The organism is Micromonospora sp. WMMA1949 (genome assembly GCF_027460145.1).
Taxonomy (GTDB): domain Bacteria; phylum Actinomycetota; class Actinomycetes; order Mycobacteriales; family Micromonosporaceae; genus Micromonospora.
The window spans coordinates 1,607,901-1,625,959 of sequence record NZ_JAPZBG010000001.1 but is presented as its reverse complement, the minus strand read 5'-3'; the positions used below and the strand labels follow the sequence as shown (position 1 = coordinate 1,625,959).

Here is an 18,059-nt window from a genome sequence, read left to right as displayed (position 1 = left end):
TTCGCGGCCCGGCCGGTGACGTCAGCGGGGGCGCCGGGTCTTCGGCAGGTCGAACTGGTCGGCCCGGCGGCAGTCCTTCGGGCCGCCGATCGCTTGCGGGCCGACCTCCTCCAGTGCCTTGCGGGCACGCTGGCGGCCCAGGTTCCAGGCGTACCAGGGGTCGGGTTCGGCGAGGTCGTCGGCGATCCAGCTCAGCGTGCACCGGCGTACCGGGTCGGGGAGCTTGGCGAGCGCCGGGGTGGCGTCGGCGGACAGCGCCCGCAGGTACCAGGCGTCGATCTTGCCGGTCTGCTCGTACCGCAGGGTGTTGCGGCGGGCGACGTAGTTCTCCGGGTTGAGTACGGCCAGACCGAGCAGCATCGCGACAGCCAGCGCGAGCGTGGTGCCGGGAATCCACCGGCCCCGCCATTTGATGCCGGCCGCGAGGATCATCAGGAAGACCGTGCCGAGCAGCATCTCGAACGCCATCACGAAGATCCGTTCGCCGGTGAAGCTGTAGACCTTCTGGTACGTCCACATCCGGGACAGCGCCGACGCCACGATCACCACGCTCAGCGCGCTGATCAGCCCGAGCAGCACGCGCAGCAGGATCCGCTCGACCGGCTGCTCCCGGCGCGCCCAGCGGCTCACCCCGCCGAGCACCGCCACCGTCAGCAGCGTGACGAAGAGCAGCTGCCAGAAGCCGCTGCGCGCGTACTCGGCGTAGCTGAGCCCGGCGACCCGCTGCACGTGCCGCTGCCCGCCGAAGAGCGTGGTGAACTGCACCACCACGAAACCGGCGAACAGCAGCGTGAGCGCGCCGATGGCCGGGGCCCACTCCAGCAGGCCGAGACGGCGCTCACCGGCACGGTCCACGGTGGACAGATCGGGCGGCGCGGCGAGGGTGTAGAGCGCGGCGACAGCGATCAGACCGCCCACCACGGCGAGGAACAGCCAGCCGAACACCGTACCGATGTTGATCTCGGGGACGAGCGAACCGAGCGCCTCGGAGAACGCCGCGTCGGCCGACGCGAGCAGGCTGCCGAAGACCACGAGCACCACGACCGTGGCGACCACCGAGACGGTCACCTTGCGGACCGTCGCCTCCTGTGGCGAGGCGGTGACGTGCCGGCGTACCCAGGGCAGGCCGCGCAACGCCGCGAACGGAGTGGCCACCAGGCCGAACAGGATCGAGCGCACGAGCCGCCCGCCGATGATCGCGAGGGTGGCGCAGCCGAGCGCGCCGAGCACGCAGAACGTCACGAGCCACCAGGCGTTGCGGAACGCCGGAACGGCGATCAGGGCCAGCGCCGCAGTCGCCCACCCGGCCCGGATGAGCTTGTCGGCGCGCGGCAGGTCCGCGGTCTTCGACCGGACTGCCAGCACCACCGCGAGCGTGAGCGTGAGCCACCCCAGGAACCAGCCGACGCCGACGCGGCCGAGCGGCACGAAGACCGCGCTGCCGACCGCGGCGGCCAGCACCGCGAGGGGTACGGCCCGCCCGGTCGCCGCCTTCGGACCGGGCCACTTCGTGCCGAGGAACGACGTCCGCGGCACCGGCGGTCGCGGCGCCCAGACCGGCGCCTGCGGGTGACCGCTCCACCCCATTCCCGGGTACGGCGGCGCGGGCGCCAGCCCACCGCCGTGCGGAGGCGGGGTGCCCGGAGCGCGCTGAGTACCCGGTGCGGGCTGCGGCCCGGAGGCCGGCTGCGCGCCCGGCGCGGTCCATGCTCCGGAGACAGGCGCCTGCGTGGCGCCGGACGGGCCGGTAGCCGCTGGCGTTCCCGGGGGAGCGGCAGATGTCTGCGAGGCTCCCGACGGGCCGGAAGTCGCGGAAGCGGCCGTCCGCGGAGCACCATCGCCGGGGCGCGCGCCGGTCCCGGCTCCACCGGAGGCAGCCGTGGCCGCGTCTGCCGGGGGGCCGGCATCCGGGGTGGACGATGCGGCGTCGCCGGTGGCCGAGGACGTTCCGTCAGCCTGCTCCCGGCGCGCCGCCGGAACGGCGTCCGGCGGGGCGGCGGCGGTGGTGCCGCTCGCGCCCTCCGCCGGGGCGGCGCCCTCCCCCGGGGAGCGCTCGGCGGCGGGCGCCGTCGCCTGGGCGGGCACCGCCGCCGCCGGCTGGTCCGCCGCCGTCGGCTGGCCCGTCGCCGCCGGCTGGCCGGGCGCGGGGACCAGCGGGAGGAACAACGCGTACCCCTGGGTGCCGGGCGGCACGCTGACCGGAATCGCCCAGCCGGGTTGTCCCTCGACGCCGGGCCAGGGCACCGGCGCGGGCGCGCCCTCCATGGTGGGCAGCACCAGCAGGTACGGCTGCGCGGGGGCGGGGACGTCACCCGGCGCGGGCCCGGCCGCCGGGGCGGTACGGGACGGCTCGGGGGACGGGGCCGGTTCGGTCAAGGGACGCTCCTCGATCACAGGTTTCGTCACTCTAGGGCCCACCGGGCGTCCGTCGCCGCCCCGGTTGTCCGTTCGGTCATGTCGCCCCGGCCGATCGGCGCGGATCGAACCTTTCGCGGCTCGTGGCCGTACCAGTGCGCGGGAGGTCGATCACATGGCCGCACGTCGCGCGTTCGCCGCGTCCGCCGCGCTCGCCGCCGTCGCCGCGACGGTGCCGCTGACCGCCGCGCCCGCCGCGGCACACGGTGCGCCGACCAGCCCACTGAGCCGGTCCGCCGCCTGCGGGCCGGAGGGTGGCCGGGCGCGGACGCCCGCCTGCCGGGCCGCGATCGCCGCCGGAGCGGCGGTACGCGAGTGGGACAACATCCGGGTGGCCCGGATCGACGGGCGGGACCGGGAACGCATCCCGGACGGCGAGCTGTGCAGCGGCGGGCTGTCCGCGTACCGGGGACTGGACCTGCCGCGCGCCGACTGGCCGGCCACCACGCTCACCGCCGGGGCCCGGCACACGTTCCGCTACCGCACCACCATCCCGCACCGGGGCACGTTCCGGTACTACGTCACCACCGGCTCGTACTCGCCGAAGCGCGTGCTGACCTGGGCGGATCTGGAGGAGAAGCCGTTCCTCGAGGTCACCGACCCGCCGATCCGCGCGGGCGCCTACGAGATGCGGGGGAAGCTGCCGGCCGACCGTAGTGGCCGGCACATCGTCTACGTCATCTGGCAGAACTCGGACACCCAGGACACGTACTACTCCTGCTCGGACGTGATCTTCCGGGCGGCGCGCGGCGAGCCGGACGCGTCACCGGCAGCGCCGAAGGCGAGCGCGTCGCCTCCGCGTACCCTCGCCGGGGCGGCGACCGACGAGGAGCCGGCGGTGCCGGTGGCGACGGTGACCGACGGCGGACCGCTGTCCCGGCCGCTCGTCCTCGGCGCGGCGGCGTTCGTCGTCGCGCTGCTCGCGGCGGCGGTGGTCGGGATGCGGCGGTCCGGCGGTCCGCCGCCCGGGCGGCCGTGCGGTGTCCGCAACCACCGCGCCGGGCGGCGCCGCATCTGGTGACTCAGCCGAGCAGGCGCTCGATCTCGGCCAGGTCGTCACCGGCGAGGTCGAGGTTGCCCAGCGCGGCCACGTTGCCCTCCAGCTGCGCCACGCTGCTCGCGCCGATGATGAGGCTGGTCATGCGCGGGTCGCGCAGCGCCCAGGCCAGGGCGAGCTGCGCGAGCGTCTGACCGCGCCGCTCGGCCACCGCGGCGAGCCCGCGCACCGTCGCCATGGTCTGGTCGTCGAGGTCGCTCTCGTTCAGGAAGACGCTCGTGCGCACCCGGGAGTCGGCCGGGATGCCGGTGAGGTAACGATCGGTGAGCAGGCCCTGGGCGAGCGGGCTGTACGCGATGCAGCCGGCGCCGACGCCCTCCAGCGTGTCCAGCAGCCCGTCGCTCTCCGTCCAGCGGTTCATCATCGAGTACGACGGCTGGTTGATCAGCAGCGGCGTGCCCAGGTCGCGCAGGATCGCCGCGGCCCGCTCGGTCTGCTCCGAGTCGTAGTTGGAGATGCCCACGTAGAGCGCCTTGCCGGAGCGGACGATCGCGTCGAGCGCGCCCATCGTCTCCTCCAGCGGGGTTTCCGGGTCGAACCGGTGCGAGTAGAAGATGTCGACGTAGTCCAGCCCGAGTCGGCGCAGCGACTGGTCCAGCGACGAGATCAGGTACTTGCGCGAGCCCCACTCGCCGTACGGGCCGGGCCACATCAGGTACCCGGCCTTGCTGGAGATCACCAGCTCGTCCCGGTACGGCTTCAGGTCGCCTGTGAGCAGCCGGCCGAAGTTCTCCTCCGCCGAACCGGGCGGCGGACCGTAGTTGTTCGCCAGGTCGAAGTGGGTGATGCCGAGGTCGAAGGCGCGGCGGACGATGTCGCGCTGCCGCTCGAAGGGCCGGTCCGGTCCGAAGTTGTGCCACAGGCCGAGGGAGATGACGGGGAGCTTCAGCCCGCTCCGGCCGCTGCGCCGGTAGATCATCTCGTGGTAACGGTCGTCGCTGGCGAGGTATGTCACCAGGCCATTCTGTCCGCACCGGAGTGCGCGCGCAGCGGCGCGGGTACGTTCGGCCACATGCGTTACGTGCGGCTCGACACCCCCAAGCCCATTTCCAAGATCGGCCTCGGCACCTGGCAGTTCGGCTCCAAGGAGTGGGGTTACGGCCCCGAGTACGAGCGCCGGGCCGCCGAGATCGTCCGGCGTGCGCTCGACCTGGGCGTCACCCTGTTCGACACCGCCGAGCTGTACGGCTTCGGCCGCAGCGAGCGCATCCTCGGCGCGGCGCTTGGCGACGACCGGGCCAAGGTCGTGGTCGCCAGCAAGATCTTCCCGCTGCTGCCGGTCGCCCCCGTGGTGCAGCAGCGCGCTGTCGCCTCAGCCGCCCGGCTCGGCGTCGACGGCATCGACCTCTACCAGGTGCACCAGGCCAACCCGGTGGTCGCCGACACCACCACCATGCGCGGCATGCGCTCGCTCCAGGACGTCGGACTGGTCGGCGAGGTCGGCGTCAGCAACTACGGCCTGCGCCGGTGGCGGTTCGCCGAGGCCGCGCTGGGCCGCCGGGTGCTGAGCAACCAGGTCCGCTACAGCATGATCGACCGCGGCCCCGAGGAAGACCTCATCCCGTACGCGGAGCAGGCCGGCCGGATCGTCATCGCGTACTCGCCGCTGGCGCAGGGTTTCCTGTCCGGCCGCTACGACGCCACGAACCCGCCGGCCGGTGCGGTACGCCGGGCCAACCCGTACTTCCTGCCGGAGAACCTGGAACGCGGCACCGCGCTGATCGCCACGCTGCGCGAGGTCGCCGACGCGCACGACGCCACGCCCAGCCAGATCGCGCTCGCGTACGTGCTGCGGCACCCCAACGTGGTGGCCATCCCGGGCGCGTCCGGGGTCGAGCAGATGGAACGCAACGCGGCCGCCGCCGAAATCGACCTCGCCGACGACGAGTACGCCGCACTGGTCGCCGCCGCGCACGCGTTCCGCCCGGTCACCGGGCTGGCCGCCGTACCCCGGATGGTCCGCGCCCGCCTCGGGAAGTGAGCGGCGTTCCGGCGGCTTCCCTTGTCGCGACATCGACGACGGAGGCCGCCGGCCGTCGGAGCGCGCTAGCGTGGATCGGGTGACCGCTCCCAACCAGGTTTCCCCGGTCCCGCCCGCCGACCTGCCGAGCACGCTCGGCGAGCTGCGCGCGACCGGCCACCAGTACCGCACGGTCAAACAGGAACTCCGAGACAACCTCCTCGCCCGGATGGGCTCCGGCGAGGACCGCTTCCCCGGCATCGTGGGCTACGAGGACACGGTGCTGCCCGAGGTCGAGCGCGCGCTGCTCGCCGGGCACGACATGGTGCTGCTCGGCGAGCGCGGGCAGGGCAAGACCCGGCTGATCCGCTCGCTCGGCGCGCTGCTGGACGAGTGGACCCCGGTGATCCCCGGCTCGGTGCTCAACGAACACCCGATGCACCCGCTCACCCCGGCCTCCCGGGCGCTTGTCGACTCGGCCGGCGACGACCTGACGATCGGCTGGCTGCACCGCTCGATGCGGTACGGCGAGAAGCTCGCCACGCCGGACACCAGCGTCGGTGACCTGATCGGCGACGTCGACCCGATCCGCCTCGCCCAGGGACGCACGCTCGGCGACCCGGAGACCATCCACTTCGGGCTCGTGCCGCGTACCAACCGGGGCGTCTTCGCCGTCAACGAGCTGCCCGACCTGGCCGAACGCATCCAGGTGGCGCTGCTCAACGTGCTCGAGGAACGCGACATCCAGGTCCGCGGCTACCAGTTGCGGCTGCCGCTGGACCTGCTGCTGGTGGCCAGCGCCAACCCGGAGGACTACACCAACCGGGGCCGGATCATCACGCCGCTGAAGGACCGGTTCGGCGCGGAGATCCGTACCCACTATCCGCTCGACCTCGACCTGGAGCTGGAGCTGATCCGGCAGGAGGCCGACCTGGTCGCCGTCGTACCGGAGCACGTGCTGGAGGTGCTGGCCCGGTTCGCCCGCGACGTGCGGGAGTCCCCGTCGGTGGACCCGCGTTCCGGTGTGTCCGCCCGGTTCGCCATCGCCGCAGCGGAGACGGTGGCCGCCGCCGCGTTGCGCCGTTCGGGTCTGCTCGCCGGTGCTGCTGCCGCTGCCTCGGGTGGCGGTGCCGGGGCGGCTGGTGGCGTCGGGGCGGCTGGTGGCGTCGGGGCGGCGTCCCGGCCGGAGGCGCCGGTGGCCCGGATCGGGGACACCGTGTCGGTGACCTCCACGCTGCGCGGCAAGGTCGAGTTCGAGAGCGGCGAGGAAGGACGCGAGATCGAGGTGCTCGCGCACCTGCTGCGTACCGCCACCGCCGAGACGTTCCGCGCCCGCCTGGCCGGGCTCGACCTGTCCGGCTTCACCGCGCTCGTCGCCGAGGGCGGCGCCGTCGAGACCGGCGAACTGGTCTCCTCGGCCGAGCTGTTGCGCCAGGTCGGCACCGTACCGGGGCTGGCCAAGGTGCTCGACCGGCTCGGCCTCGGCGACGCGCCCAGCCCCGAGGAGGCGGCGGCCGGCATCGAGTTCGTGCTGGAAGGGCTGCACCTGACCCGCCGGCTCGGCAAGGACGTCACCGACACCGGGCGCACCGTCTACGGGGACCGGGACTGACAGTGGCCGGCGGCAACCGCTTCCGGTACGGGCAGTGGCGCGGCGGCCCCGACCCGCTCGCCCCGCCGTACGACGTGCGCGCCGCGGTGGACGCGGTCGGCTCCGACGTGCTCGCCGGCGGCAGCCTGCGCGAATCCCTGCGCGAACTGCTGCGGCGCGGCCCACAGGGGCGTGGCGGGCTCGACGACCTGGCCGCCCGCGCCCGCCGCCTGCGCCGGGAGGCGCTGCGCCGGGGCGACCTGGACGGCGCCGTCACCCGGGCCCGGGCGCTGCTCGACCAGGCGCTCGCCGCCGAACGCGACGAGCTGCGCGGCCGCGACGGCGACGACGCCCGGTTCGCCGAGGCCGTGCTCGACAACCTGCCCCGCTCCACCGCCCGTGCGGTGTCGGAGCTTTCCGGGTACGACTGGGCCAGCGCCGAGGCGCGGCAGACGTACCAGCGGATCCTCGACGGGCTGCGCGGCGACGTGCTGGAGCAGCGGTTCGCCGGGCTGCGCGACGCGGCCCGGGCCACCGCCGACCCGGCCGTTCAGCGGCAGCTCGCCGAGATGATGCGCGACCTCAACGACCTGCTCGCCCGGCACGCCCGCTCCGAGGACACCACCGACGCGTTCGCCGAGTTCATGCGCCGCCACGGGGAGTTCTTCCCGGAGCGCCCCAAGGACGTCGACGAGCTGATCGACGTGCTGGCCCGGCGGGCCGCCGCCGGTGAGCGGCTCATGCGGTCGCTGTCGGACCGGCAGCGCGAGGAACTGGCCGGGCTGATGCGCCAGTCGCTCGGCGACCGGCTGGCCGGCGAACTGTCCCAGCTCGACACGCACCTGCGGTCGCTGCGGCCGGACCTGAACTGGCAGCGCGGCGAGCGGGTCCGCGGCGACCAGCCGCTCGGCTACGGCGAGGCCACCGGCGCGCTCGACGAGATCGCCGAACTCGATGAGCTGCTGGACTCTCTTGACCAGGACCAGCCCGGCGCCACACTCGACGACGTCGACGTGGAGGCGGCCGCCCGGACGCTGGGCCGCGACGCCGCCGACGACGTACGCCGGTTGCGGGAGCTGGAACGCGAGCTGCGCCGCCAGGGCTGGGTCACCCGCGACGCGGAAGGGCTGACGCTCAGCCCGAAGGCGCTACGCCGGCTCGCCGGCACCGCGCTGCGGCGCGTCTTCGCCGACCTGACCGCCGGGCCGCGCGGCCAGCACGACCTCCGCACCGCGGGCGCCGCCGGCGAGGTGAGCGGAGCGTCACGCCCCTGGGAGTACGGCGACGAGCAGCCGCTGGACGTGGTGCGCACGCTCACCCGGGCGGTACGCCGGGCCGGCCCCGGAGTGCCGGTGCCGCTCGCGGTCGAGGACTTCGAGGTGGTGGAGACCGAGCGGCGGGCGTCGGCGGCTGTGGTCCTCTGCGTCGACCTGTCGTACTCGATGATCTCGCAGGGCCGCTGGGGTCCGATGAAGCAGACCGCGCTGGCCCTGTCACACCTGATGGCGACCCGGTTCCCGCAGGACGCGTTGCAGATCGTCGGCTTCGGCCGGGAGGCGATGCCGCTCACCCAGCAGGAACTGGCGGCGGTGGAGCCCGACATGCAGCAGGGCACCAACCTGCAGCACGCGCTGCGGATCGCCGGCCGGCACCTGCGCCGCCACCCGGGCGCCGAGCCGGTGGTGCTGGTGGTCACCGACGGCGAGCCGACGGCACACCTGGACCCGGAGGACGGCGAGGCGTACTTCCACTGGCCGCCGCTGCCGGAGACCATCTCGGCGACGATCCGGGAGGTGGACCGGCTGACCCGGTACGGCGCGACGCTCAACCTGTTCATGCTCGGCGACGACCCGGGGCTGCGCCGGTTCGTGGACGCGGTGGCCCGGCGCTCGGGTGGCCGGATGTTTACCCCCGACCTGGACGACCTGGGCGAGTACGTCGTCTCCGACTACCTACGAGCCCGCCACGGCCCCCGCCGCTGACCCCGCCCTCCGTCCCTCCCTCCCTCCGTCCCTCCGTCCCCTCCCTCCTCCCAACGCCGATCTTGGAGTTGTGGCACCCGATATGCCCGACTCACGGCTTTAGCGAGCTACCACAACTCCAAGATCGCCGCGCCCGTCTCCAGCTCACCCGCGATCTTGCACTTCCTGCCCAGGCAAACCTCGCAAACGGGATGCCAGGAGGGCCTGAACTGCAAGATCGCGCATGTCGCCTGCGGGTTCCCGCGGGTCGGCCCTGCCCGGTCGCGTCGATCATGAACTTGGCGGCGCTTGGTGTCCGTTTTGTCGCCGCCAACCTCATGATCAACGCTCCCGGGGTTGCCGGGGGAGGGCCGTTCGGGGTGATCAAGGAGTTTGTGTCCTCGCGAGCGCCGGAACGTGCCGCGAACTCCTTGATCACCGGGCGCCGGGCGGGGTGTCCGGCTGGGTGCGGAGCCCGGTGTTCGGCTGGGCTCGGGTGGGGGCCGGTGCGGGTAGCTTGTGGGCAGGGTGTCCGGTTCCGGGGTGGTGGGCGGCACTCTGGTGGTGGAATCGTGGCCGGGGGCCAGGCGTTGTAACCGGGTGAACGACCGGGCACCGGCCGCGCCGTCGAGTGAGGCGGTGCCGGCTGTGGGACCAGGCCCCAGGGTCCGACGGCCTGAGTCACGCGGGGAATCATCCCGGCCGGCTGGTCGTTGAACACGGTTCCGACGACGTCAACCCTCCGCGCCGCACCCCCGGTGGTGGCGTGAGGCGCCCGGGAATGATGCCGGGCCGCGGGTCGTTGGACATGCTTCCGGCACCGCGCAGAGGCCCCCGCCCCGCGAGCAGCCGAAACCCCCAAGACTTTTTGAGCGCCTGACGTGGTGCTCGCACCCGCGCCGAACCCCTGTCGGTGTGGGCGTCGATCCCCCGAATGGAGCCCCCATCATGAACACGATTCTGCGTAAGAGCGTTCTGGGTATTGCTGGTCTGGCTTTCACCGGTGGTGTGTTCGCCGGCCCGGTCGCCGCCCACGCGGCGGACACCACGGCGCACGCGAAGCCGGTCACGGCGACGGTGCAGGGTGACAAGCTGATCCCGCACGGTGTGCAGGGCGCCCAGTCGCGCATCGACCTGAACGACGAGCAGACCGCCAACGTGAAGGCGATCATCGCGGCGACGAAGAAGGCCGGCATGGACGAGCGTGCCGCGGTGGTGTCGATCGCGACGGCGTTGCAGGAGTCGAAGCTGGAGAACCTCGGTCACCTGGGTGACCGTAACGACCACGACTCGCAGGGCCTGTTCCAGCAGCGCCCGTCCAGCGGTTGGGGCACGGTGGAGCAGATCACCGACCCCGAGTACTCCACCACCGCGTTCCTGAAGGGTCTGAAGCAGGTTGACGGCTGGCAGGACATGCCGCTGACCAAGGCCGCCCAGACGGTCCAGGTCTCGGCCTACCCGGACCACTACGCCCAGTGGGAGCAGCAGGCCGCCGACCTGGTCGCCGAGCACTGGAACAAGTAAGACGAACAACGAAGAACGCAGCGAAAGGCCGGCACCCCGAACCAACGGGGTGCCGGCCTTTTCACGCGTCCGGGTGAACCGGGCCCGGTAGTCGGGGTGATCGCAGCGGCCGCGAGGGTTGGATGCGGGGCATGGACGAGGTGGACGCCCCGGCACTGCGGCAGGCGTACGAGGAGTTGTTCGAGGAGATCGACGCGGGCGGGTTCGGGCCGCCGCCCGAAGGGCAGCTGAGCGCCGAGCAGATCGTCGCGCACCTCGCCGCCAACGACGAGCTGATGAGCGAGGCGACGGAGGCGGTGCTGGCCGGGTCGCCGTTCGCCTACTACGACCTGGACACCATCCACCGTCCCCAGCTCGACGCGCTGGTCTCCGAATGCGGCGGGCTGGACGGACTGGCCGCGCTGTTCCGGGCCACCAGCCAGAAGTTGTGCGCGCTGGCCGAGCGGCTCGGCCCGGCCGCGGAGACGCCCGTGGACACGGTGCTGCGCGAGGGCTTCGACCTGGACGTGGACGAATCGCTGCCCTGGGGGAGGGCGCTGGACCTGCACATCCGCGTGCACCTGCCGCTGCACCTCGCGCAGCTCCGCGCCCTGCGTCGCCAGCCCCACCTCGCCTGACGCCCGGACCGCCGAGCCGCCAACCAGCCCGACCGTCGATCAAGGAGTTGTGGTGGTGGACAACTCCGACACGTCCGGCCTTCCGGGCGCCACAACTCCAAGATCGGCGGAGGTGGAGCGCGGGGCGGGAGACGGCGCGGGGGAAGGGTGACGGAACGTGCGGCGGTAGGCGGTGGGCGCCACGCCGACCCGGGTGTGGAAGTGCTGGCGCAGCGCGGCGGTGGTGCCGAAACCCGCGTCCCGGGCGATCCGGTCGACGCTCAGATCAGTCGTCTCCAGCAGCACGCGCGCGTACTCGGTGCGCTGCTGGAGGAGCCACTGCGCCGGACTGAGGCCGGTCTCGGAGCGGAAGTGCCGGGTGAACGTGCGGACGCTCATCCGCGCGTGCGCCGCCATCTCGCGCAGCGCCACCGGTTCGTGCAACCGTTGCCGCGCCCACTCGCGGGTCGCGGCGGTGCCGTTGTCGGTGCCGCGGGGGACCGGCCGCTCGATGTACTGGGCCTGCCCACCCTCGCGCCACGGCGGGACCACGCAGCGCCGGGCCGCCCGGTTGGCCACCGCGCTGCCGTGGTCGGTGCGGACGACGTGCAGGCACAGGTCGATACCGGCGGCCACGCCCGCCGAGGTGAGCACGCGACCGTCGTCGACGAACAGCACGTCGGGGTCGAGTCGTACGCCGGGGTGAAGGCGGCGGAAGCGCGGCGCGTACGCCCAGTGCGTGGTGGCCGGGCGGCCGTCGAGCAGGCCGGCGGCGGCGAGCACGAACGCGCCGGTGCAGATGGACATGACGCGCGCACCCCGGGCGTACGCGGCGTGCAGCGCGTCGGTCACCCCGGCGGCCAGCGTGCCGTCGAGCAGCGGCGAACCGGCGTGGATGCCGGGGACGATCACGGTGTCGGCGCTGTCCAGCAGTTCCAGGCCGTGCTCGGGGAGGACCTGGAATCCGGCGCTGCTGCGTACCGGCTGCCCGCCGGGGGTGCAGGTCGCCACCGCGTACAGCGGGGTGCGGTCGTCGGCGCGGGCGGCGCCGAAGACCTGGGCCGGGGTGCCGAGGTCGAGCGCCACCACCCCGTCGAGGGCGAGGACGGCGATCCGGTGCGGTACGGACATGGCCCGATTATTGCGCACGTTGGCTTTCCGGCCACTCGTCCAACGGACCGCCCGGCCCGAGACTCGGCTGGTGAAGCGATCCCGCCTGCATCCGGCCTGGCTCGTCGCCGCCGTCGCCTTCGTGGCGCTCGTCGGCGCGGCCGGCTTCCGCGCCACCCCCGGCGTGCTGCTGCACCCGCTGCACGCCGAGTTCGGCTGGCCGCTGGCGACCATCTCCGCCGCCGTCTCGGTCAACCTGCTGCTGTACGGCCTCACCGCGCCGTTCGCCGCCGCGCTGATGGACCGGTTCGGCATCCGCCGGGTGGTGGCCGGCGCGCTGGTGCTGGTGGCCGCCGGCAGTGGCCTGACCGTGGGGATGACCGAGAGCTGGCAGCTCCTGCTGTGCTGGGGCGTCCTCGTCGGGCTGGGCACCGGCTCGATGGCCCTGGCGTTCGTGGCGACGGTGACCGGGCGCTGGTTCGTCAAGCGCCGGGGCCTGGTGACCGGAGTGCTCACCGCCGGCGGCGCGGCCGGGCAGCTCGTCTTCCTCCCGCTGCTGGCGGTGCTGGTGCGCGACCACGGCTGGCGCACGGCGGCACTCGTCGTCGCCGGGGCCGCTCTAGCGGTCGTACCCCTTGTGGTGTGGTTGTTGCGGGAGCATCCGGCGGACCTGGGGCGGCCCGCCTACGGCGCGGCCGAGGTCGTGCCGCCGGCGCGGCCGGAGGGCGGCGCGGCGGCGCGGGCGGTCGGCGCGCTCGCCGCCGCCGCGCGGACGCGGCCGTTCTGGCTGCTCGCCGGTGGTTTCGCGATCTGCGGCGCGACCACGAACGGCCTGGTCGGTACGCACTTCGTGCCGGCCGCCCACGACCACGGCATGCCGGAGACCACCGCCGCGGGGTTGCTCGCCGTGGTCGGGATCTTCGACATCGCCGGCTCGATCGCCTCCGGCTGGCTCACCGACCGGGTCGACCCGCGGCTGCTGCTCGGCGCCTACTACGCGTTGCGCGGGGCGTCGCTGCTGGTGCTGCCGAGCCTGTTCACCGGTACGGCCGAGCCGAGCATGCTGGTCTTCATCGTCTTCTACGGGCTGGACTGGGTGGCGACGGTCCCGCCGACGGTGGCGCTGTGCCGGGAGTGGTTCGGCGCGTCCGGGGCGGTGGTGTTCGGCTGGGTGTTCGCCGCGCACCAGTTCGGGGCCGCGCTCGCGGCCACCGGCGCGGGCCTGGTCCGGGATCGGCTCGGCGACTACGCGATGGCCTGGTACGTGGCCGGTGCGCTGTCGATCGGCGCGGCCGGGCTGTCGCTGCTGCTGCGCCGCCGTCCCGCCGACGAGCCCGCGTTCACGCTGCCGGTGGTCGCGGGCCGGCGGGCCTGGAGCTACCGGGGGTGACCGGCCGGCGCTGCCAGGGGTGACCGGCCGGCGCTACCCGGGGTGACCGGTCAGCCGGCCGCCCACTGCTGCTCGGGTGCGCCGCTGCACGGTGCCTGCTCCAGCTGGCGGCCGGGCTCGGTGCCGGCGTCGTCGACCTGCGCGCACTTGCCGCTGTGCACGGCGACCAGCAGCGCCGCTCCGTCACCGGCCTGCTGGAACCGCCACTGCTGGTTGGCCTGCCCGTTGCAGGACCACTGCTGCACGTCGGCGCCGTCGTCGGTCTTGGCCTCGTTGACGTCCAGGCACTTGCTGCTCGCCGCGTTCACGAGCAGATAGGTGTCGTTCGTGACCGGCGTGACCACCCACTGCTGCTCCGGCCCGCCGGTGCAGTCGGCGAGCGCGGCCTGCGCGCCCTCGGCCTCGTCGCCGGTCACGCCGAGGCAGCGCCCGGACGGCACGCCGCGCAGCACCTTCGGCGTGGCCACCGGCGCGGCCGGGGTGGTCGGCGCCGCGCTCGGCGACGGCGACGACGAAGGCGTGGGCTCCGCCGTCGGTTCCGCGCTCGGCTCGCTCGCCGCCGCTGTGGGCACCGCCGCCGCCGGCACCACCGGCCGCTCGCCGCCACCGCCGAGCACGCCGGTGGCGAAGAAGGCCCCGAGGAGTACGCCGGTCGCGCCGACGCCCAGCGCGATCCGCATCAGCGGGTCCTGCGGCAGCCGGACGCCCCGGACGCGCCGGGTGCGGCGGGCGCCGCCGTAGACGGTGCCGGACGGGTCGGAGTGCGGGTCGGCCATGGGAGCATGGTGACCCACCGGGGCCGCCGGGTGCCAGTCGAGCCGGCGGCACGGTGACTCAGTCGACGACCCGGACGTCCTTCCAGAACGCCACCCGGTCGCGGACCATCTCCGCCTCCGGCTTCGGGTCGGGGTAGTACCAGACGGCGTCCGGGCTGGTGGCGCCGCCGTGTTCGAGCGTGTAGTACGAGGCCGTGCCCTTCCACGGGCAGACCGTGTGGGTGTCGGAGGGGCGGATCAGGTCGTCGCGCAGCGCGGTACGGGGGAAGTAGTGGTTGCCCTCGACCAGCACGGTGTCGTCGCTCTCGGCGACGACGAGGTCGTTCCAGACGGCTTTCGGCATGCCCTCCACGCTATGCCGGTGGCCGCGTACCGGCCACCGTTCAACGCGTCGGCTCCTCATCGGTCACGTCGGCCACCGTCGCGGCGAGCGCCGCCAGCGCGGTGTCCGCGTCGACAGCGACGGCGAGGCCGTGCTCGCCCGCGCCGAGCGTGATCTCCCGGCCGCGCAGCCGCTCGTCGGCGACCACCGGCCAGGCGGTGGTGGAGCCGAACGGCGTGATGGTGCCGCGCGCGTACCCGGTGGCGGCCTTCGCCGCCTCGGCGTCGGGCATCGACAGGCGGCTCACCCCGAGCAGGGAGCGCAGCTTCGGCCAGGAGATCACCCGGCCGCCGGGAGTGAGCACGAACAGCAGGTCGCCCTCGCCGCGGCGGACCACGATCGTCTTGACCACGTCGGGCACCTCGACGACGCGCGCCGCGGCCGCCTCGGCGAGGCTCGCGACCGGACCGTGGCGGATCACCCGGTACGGCAGGCCGGCGTGGTCGAGAGCGGTCAGCGCGGGATTCGCCATGGCGGTCACGGTAACGCGCGAGCCGACCGCGAGTCGGCGAGGCCACCGTGGACGTCCCACGAATTGTCGTACCCGCGCGTAAGGTGATCTCATGCACGCTGTCCGTGATCATGAACGGGCGGTGGACACGCTGCGGCGCTCCTACGCCGCGGTGCCCGCCGGGGAACCCGTACGGCTGGCCAAGCAGACCTCGAACCTGTTCCGGCCCCGCTCCGCGCCGCGTACGCCCGGCCTGGACGTCAGCGGCCTGACCGGTGTGCTCGCTGTGGACCCGGCGGCCCGTACCGCCGACGTGCAGGGCATGTGCACCTACGAGGATCTGGTCGACGCGACGCTGCCGCACGGCCTGATGCCGCTTGTCGTGCCGCAGTTGCGCACCATCACCCTGGGCGGGGCGGTGACCGGCCTGGGCATCGAGTCCACCTCCTTCCGCAACGGCCTGCCGCACGAGTCGGTGCGGGAGATGGACGTGCTCACCGGTTCGGGGGAGATCGTCACGACCCGGCCGCAGGGCGAGCACGCTGACCTGCACCGGGCCTTCCCCAACTCGCTGGGCAGCCTCGGCTACGCCACCCGGCTGCGCATCGAGCTGCAACCGGTCCGCCGGTACGTGTCGCTGCGCAACATCCGGTTCACCCGGCTGGAGGAACTGGTCGACGCGATCGGCGAGGTGGTCGCCAAGGGCGCCTGGGGCGGTGAGCCGGTCGACGCCATGGACGGGGTGGTGTTCAGCCCCGGCGAGGCGTACCTCGTGCTCGGCGCGTTCACCGACGAGGCCGACGACGGCCCGTCCGACTACACCGGCCAGGACATCTACTACCGCTCGCTGCGCCGGCGCACCCGGGACACGCTCACCGCGTACGACTATCTCTGGCGCTGGGACACCGACTGGTTCTGGTGCTCGGCGGCGTTCGGGGTGCAGCACCCGGTGGTGCGGCGGCTGTGGCCGCGGCGCTACCGGCGCAGCGACGTCTACCACCGGATCGTGCGGCTGGAGCACCGGCACCAGGTGGCCGCCCGGGTCGACAGGTGGCGGGGCCGCCCGGCCCGCGAGCGGGTGGTGCAGGACGTGGAGGTCCCGCTGGACCGCACGCCCGAGTTCCTGCGCTGGTTCGCGGCGAACGTGGGCATGACGCCGGTCTGGTTGTGCCCGCTGCGGCTGCGCGATCCCTCCGGTCCCGGGTCGGCGAAGGCGTGGCCGCTATATCCGCTCCGACCGGGCGAAACGTATGTGAACATCGGCTTCTGGGGCAGCGTGCCCATCGCGGCGGGCGCCGCGGACGGCGACGTCAACCGCCAGATCGAGCGCATGGTGTCGGAGGTGGGCGGCCACAAGTCGCTCTACTCCGACGCGTACTACGACCGGGGCGAGTTCGACCGCCTCTACGGCGGCGACACCTGGCGTGCCGTGAAGGACCGCTACGACCCGGACCACCGACTCACCGGACTGTACGAGAAGGCGGTATCCCGAGCATGAGTCTGACCGACCGAACACCGGGGGCGGCGAGCGCCCCGGCCGGCCCGCCGGCGGGCGGGCGGCGTACCGGACCCACAGTCGCGGACGTGGTCCGCGCGGTCACCACCGGCGACCTGCCCGTCCGGGTCACCGGCTACGACGGCAGCGCGGTGGGCCCGGCCGACGCCGGCATCACCCTGGCGATCCACACCGAACGGGGTCTGTCCTACCTGCTCACCGCGCCGGGTGACCTGGGCATGGCCCGGGCCTACGTCAGCGGCGACCTGGAGCTGCAGGGGGTGCACCCGGGCGACCCGTACGAGGCGCTGCGGGTGATCAAGGACGAGGTGCCGCTGCGCATCCCGCCGGTGAGCGACGCGCTCGCGCTGGTCCGGGGGCTGGGCTGGGAACGGCTGCGCCCGCCGCCGCCCCCGCCGCAGGAGGCGGCGCCGCGCTGGCGGCGGCTGATGACCGGCCTGCGTCACTCGCGTACCCGGGACAGCAGCGCGATCTCCCACCACTACGACGTGTCGAACGCCTTCTACGAGAAGGTGCTCGGGCCGTCCATGACGTACACCTGCGCGGTCTTCCGCAGCCCCGGCGACACCCTGGAGGAGGCGCAGCGGAACAAGTACGACCTGGTCGCCGGCAAGCTGGCGCTCAAGCCGGGGATGCGGCTGCTGGACGTCGGCTGCGGCTGGGGCGGCATGGTCCGGCACGCGGCCCGGGAGTACGGCGTCAAGGCGCTCGGCGTCACCCTGTCGAAGGCGCAGGCCGAGTGGGCGCGCGCCGCGATCGAGCGGGAAGGGCTCAGCGAACTGGCGGAGGTGCGCCACCTCGACTACCGGGACGCGCCGCGCGAGCAGTTCGACGCGATCTCCTCGATCGGGCTGACCGAGCACATCGGGGTGCGCAACTATCCGGCCTACTTCGGTGCCCTGCGCGAGCGGCTCAAGCCCGGCGGTCGGCTGCTCAACCACTGCATCACCCGGGCCGACAACCGCGCGCCGCACCGCTCCGGCGCGTTCATCGACAGGTACGTCTTCCCGGACGGCGAGCTGGCCGGTCCGGGCCGGCTGATCAGCGAGATCCACGATGCCGGGTTCGAGGTGCACCACGAGGAGAACCTGCGCCAGCACTACGCGCTGACGCTCGCCGGCTGGTGCCGCAACCTGGTCGAGCACTGGGACTTCTGCGTCGGCGAGGTCGGGCCGGGCACCGCGAAGGTGTGGGGCCTCTACATGGCGGGCTCCCGGCTGGCGTTCGAGCGCAACGGCATCCAGTTGCACCATGTGCTCGCCACGCACAACGGCCCCGAGGGGGTGAACGGGTACCCGCTGCGTCCGGACTGGACGCCCTGACGCGACGT

General features: G+C 73.6%; 15 protein-coding genes. 9 read left to right on the top strand and 6 right to left on the bottom strand.

The genetic code is table 11. The features are described from left to right. Positions 1-21 precede the first annotated feature (21 nt). Positions 22-2,376 (bottom strand): DUF4153 domain-containing protein, encoded by a 2,355-nt coding sequence (locus O7607_RS07365; RefSeq protein ID WP_269701970.1) that lies wholly within the window; start codon positions 2,374-2,376, stop codon positions 22-24. Positions 2,377-2,530: 154 nt separating this feature from the next. Between O7607_RS07365 and O7607_RS07360 the strand changes: the two genes are divergently transcribed. Then, entirely contained in the window at positions 2,531-3,436 is a 906-nt protein-coding gene (locus tag O7607_RS07360; RefSeq protein ID WP_269701969.1) for a lytic polysaccharide monooxygenase auxiliary activity family 9 protein, read from the top strand. 1 nt (position 3,437) lies between these two features. Here the strand turns inward: O7607_RS07360 and mgrA are convergent, their stop codons facing one another. Then, positions 3,438-4,427, bottom strand: coding sequence for an L-glyceraldehyde 3-phosphate reductase (gene mgrA / locus O7607_RS07355; RefSeq protein ID WP_269701967.1), 990 nt, complete (start codon positions 4,425-4,427; stop codon positions 3,438-3,440). 57 nt (positions 4,428-4,484) lie between these two features. Between mgrA and O7607_RS07350 the strand changes: the two genes are divergently transcribed. The 5 genes from O7607_RS07350 (at position 4,485) to O7607_RS07330 (ending at position 11,125) form a co-directional block, all read left to right on the top strand. Beyond that, positions 4,485-5,453, top strand: a complete 969-nt coding sequence (locus O7607_RS07350) for an aldo/keto reductase (protein WP_269701965.1) — start codon at positions 4,485-4,487, stop codon at positions 5,451-5,453. 70 nt (positions 5,454-5,523) lie between these two features. Beyond that, the gene (locus O7607_RS07345) at positions 5,524-7,044 is read left to right on the top strand and encodes a magnesium chelatase (protein ID WP_269701963.1); all 1,521 of its coding nucleotides are present in this window, start codon (positions 5,524-5,526) and stop codon (positions 7,042-7,044) included. Between the two features lie 2 nt (positions 7,045-7,046). Beyond that, positions 7,047-9,005 (top strand): vWA domain-containing protein, encoded by a 1,959-nt coding sequence (locus O7607_RS07340; protein WP_269701962.1) that lies wholly within the window; start codon positions 7,047-7,049, stop codon positions 9,003-9,005. A gap of 927 nt (positions 9,006-9,932) precedes the next feature. Then, the gene (locus tag O7607_RS07335; protein ID WP_269701961.1) at positions 9,933-10,508 is read left to right on the top strand and encodes a hypothetical protein; all 576 of its coding nucleotides are present in this window, start codon (positions 9,933-9,935) and stop codon (positions 10,506-10,508) included. A gap of 122 nt (positions 10,509-10,630) precedes the next feature. After that, the gene (locus O7607_RS07330) at positions 10,631-11,125 is read left to right on the top strand and encodes a hypothetical protein (protein WP_442929471.1); all 495 of its coding nucleotides are present in this window, start codon (positions 10,631-10,633) and stop codon (positions 11,123-11,125) included. A gap of 39 nt (positions 11,126-11,164) precedes the next feature. On the opposite strand, the gene O7607_RS07325 is transcribed toward O7607_RS07330, so the two are convergent. Then, entirely contained in the window at positions 11,165-12,235 is a 1,071-nt protein-coding gene (locus O7607_RS07325) for a GlxA family transcriptional regulator (RefSeq protein ID WP_269701959.1), read from the bottom strand. A gap of 70 nt (positions 12,236-12,305) precedes the next feature. On the opposite strand from O7607_RS07325, the gene O7607_RS07320 reads away from it, so the two are divergent. Beyond that, positions 12,306-13,604, top strand: coding sequence for an MFS transporter (locus O7607_RS07320; RefSeq protein WP_269701958.1), 1,299 nt, complete (start codon positions 12,306-12,308; stop codon positions 13,602-13,604). A gap of 50 nt (positions 13,605-13,654) precedes the next feature. On the opposite strand, the gene O7607_RS07315 is transcribed toward O7607_RS07320, so the two are convergent. From O7607_RS07315 to O7607_RS07305, 3 genes are read right to left on the bottom strand one after another with little or no spacing between them, the layout of a single operon-like run. Continuing rightward, positions 13,655-14,380, bottom strand: coding sequence for an RICIN domain-containing protein (locus O7607_RS07315; RefSeq protein ID WP_269701957.1), 726 nt, complete (start codon positions 14,378-14,380; stop codon positions 13,655-13,657). A 58-nt stretch (positions 14,381-14,438) separates the two neighbouring features. Then, positions 14,439-14,723 carry a DUF427 domain-containing protein gene (locus tag O7607_RS07310; RefSeq protein ID WP_269701955.1) on the bottom strand — a complete coding sequence of 95 codons (285 nt, stop codon included), beginning with the start codon at positions 14,721-14,723 and terminating at the stop codon, positions 14,439-14,441. Positions 14,724-14,763: 40 nt separating this feature from the next. After that, entirely contained in the window at positions 14,764-15,234 is a 471-nt protein-coding gene (locus O7607_RS07305; protein WP_269701953.1) for an aminoacyl-tRNA deacylase, read from the bottom strand. Between the two features lie 91 nt (positions 15,235-15,325). Here O7607_RS07305 and O7607_RS07300 point away from each other — a divergent pair, with 91 nt between their 5' ends. Next, positions 15,326-16,711, top strand: a complete 1,386-nt coding sequence (locus O7607_RS07300; protein WP_269701951.1) for an FAD-binding oxidoreductase — start codon at positions 15,326-15,328, stop codon at positions 16,709-16,711. Next, on the top strand, positions 16,708-18,051 hold the full coding sequence (locus O7607_RS07295; RefSeq protein ID WP_269701950.1) for a class I SAM-dependent methyltransferase: 1,344 nt from the start codon (positions 16,708-16,710) through the stop codon (positions 18,049-18,051). The genes O7607_RS07300 and O7607_RS07295 overlap by 4 nt, the downstream gene beginning before the upstream one ends. Positions 18,052-18,059: the final 8 nt, after the last annotated feature.

Excerpts from the sequence above, each read along its gene's own strand:
- O7607_RS07350 (WP_269701965.1), top strand. The coding sequence starts at position 4,485 with ATGCGTTACGTGCGGCTCGACACCCCCAAGCCCATTTCCAAGATCGGC.
- O7607_RS07305 (WP_269701953.1), bottom strand. The coding sequence starts at position 15,234 with ATGGCGAATCCCGCGCTGACCGCTCTCGACCACGCCGGCCTGCCGTAC.
- O7607_RS07315 (WP_269701957.1), bottom strand. The coding sequence starts at position 14,380 with ATGGCCGACCCGCACTCCGACCCGTCCGGCACCGTCTACGGCGGCGCC.
- O7607_RS07360 (WP_269701969.1), top strand. The coding sequence starts at position 2,531 with ATGGCCGCACGTCGCGCGTTCGCCGCGTCCGCCGCGCTCGCCGCCGTC.
- O7607_RS07335 (WP_269701961.1), top strand. The coding sequence starts at position 9,933 with ATGAACACGATTCTGCGTAAGAGCGTTCTGGGTATTGCTGGTCTGGCT.
- O7607_RS07295 (WP_269701950.1), top strand. The coding sequence starts at position 16,708 with ATGAGTCTGACCGACCGAACACCGGGGGCGGCGAGCGCCCCGGCCGGC.
- O7607_RS07310 (WP_269701955.1), bottom strand. The coding sequence starts at position 14,723 with ATGCCGAAAGCCGTCTGGAACGACCTCGTCGTCGCCGAGAGCGACGAC.
- O7607_RS07330 (WP_442929471.1), top strand. The coding sequence starts at position 10,631 with ATGCGGGGCATGGACGAGGTGGACGCCCCGGCACTGCGGCAGGCGTAC.
- O7607_RS07325 (WP_269701959.1), bottom strand. The coding sequence starts at position 12,235 with ATGTCCGTACCGCACCGGATCGCCGTCCTCGCCCTCGACGGGGTGGTG.
- O7607_RS07300 (WP_269701951.1), top strand. The coding sequence starts at position 15,326 with ATGCACGCTGTCCGTGATCATGAACGGGCGGTGGACACGCTGCGGCGC.